Origin of the sequence: Eikenella sp. NML03-A-027, from assembly GCF_001648395.1 — a bacterium.
Taxonomy (GTDB): Bacteria; Pseudomonadota; Gammaproteobacteria; order Burkholderiales; family Neisseriaceae; genus Eikenella; species Eikenella exigua.
The window spans coordinates 1-1,451 of record NZ_LXSM01000004.1; the positions used below are offsets into that span (position 1 = coordinate 1).

Below are 1,451 nucleotides of genomic sequence, written 5' to 3' on the forward strand. Positions count from 1 at the left end.
GTTTTCAGGTAGCCTTTTATATGATGGGGCTTATTCGTCTTCGTCCTCTTCCTCGTCGCCCAAATCCACTTCCTCAAGCGGAATCACCCGGGTGCGGTAGCGCAGTTTGTGGTAGAGGTAGAAACCGAAGAATATGGGCAGGCCCATATAGGTCACCACAATCCGTTGCCAATCGATTTCGCCGCTCATCACCAGCTCGGTGTCTTGCCCCAAAATCACCAACACACACAACACCAGCGCGATCAGCGGGCCGAAGGGAAACCATTTGGCGCGGTAATCCAAGTCTTTCAAATCAAAACCCTGGGCAATGTAGGCGCGGCGGAAACGGTAGTGGCTGATGGCGATGCCCAGCCAAGAGATGAAGCCGGTTAAGCTTGAAGCGGCCAGAATATATTCATAGGCGTGGTCGTTGAAAATTTCGATTAAAAACAGCAGCAGCACCACCGCTGCCGTGGCCAGCACCGAACGTACCGGTACGCCGAAGCGGTTTACCTTGCGGAAGCTCTTGTACGCCATGCCGCTTTTGCCCATGGCATACAACATGCGCACCGAGGCATACATGCCGGAATTGCCGGCGGAGAGGATGGACGTGAGGATCACCGCGTTCATCACCGCTGCCGCCATGGCTAAGCCAGCGCGTTCAAACACCAACGTAAACGGCGATTTGGCAATCTCAGACACGTTTTCTGCACCCAGCAATTCCGGGCTGGTATAGGGAATCAGCAGGCCGATCACAAAAATCGACAAAATATAGAAAATTAGGATGCGCCAAAACACCTGTTTTACGGCTTTCGGGATGCTCTCTTTCGGGTTTTCCGATTCACCGGCAGTGATACCAATCAGCTCAGTGCCCTGAAACGAAAAGCCGGCAATCAGGAACACGCCCAGCATGGTTAAGAAGCTACCTGAAAAACCGTCACCTAAAAACGGCGCGTCGCCCACGGTAAAGTTAGCCAGACCCACATAGTCGCCGCCAAGAATACCGAAAATCGTCAGCATGCCCACGCCGAGGAAGACGACTACCGTAACCACCTTAACCAGCGAAAACCAATATTCCGATTCGCCGAAAGCTTCTACCGACAACATATTCAACAGCACAATCAGCCCGAAAAACAGCAGGCTCCAGCCCCAAGGCGGCATAAAGCGCATCGGTTCCCAATACGTGATTACCAGCGCGGCAATGGAAATGTCTACTGCTACGGTGATGACCCAACTAAACCAATAATTCCAGCCTAGGGCATAACCCAGCGAGGGATCGACAAACTTGGCGGCATAAGTGGAAAACGAGCCGGACACCGGCAGATAAGTGGCCATTTCGCCCAATGAAGTCATCAGGAAATACACCATCAGGCCGATAGCGGCATAAGCCACCAATGCGCCGCCCGGGCCCGCCATATGGATGGCGCTGCCGCTGGCCATAAACAGGCCGGTGCCGATGCTGCCGCCGATGG

General features: G+C 53.8%; 1 protein-coding gene. It reads right to left on the reverse strand.

The features are described 5' to 3' along the window. Positions 1-30 precede the first annotated feature (30 nt). Positions 31-1,449, reverse strand: a complete 1,419-nt coding sequence (locus tag A7P96_RS01995; protein ID WP_231863619.1) for an amino acid permease — start codon at positions 1,447-1,449, stop codon at positions 31-33. Positions 1,450-1,451: the final 2 nt, after the last annotated feature.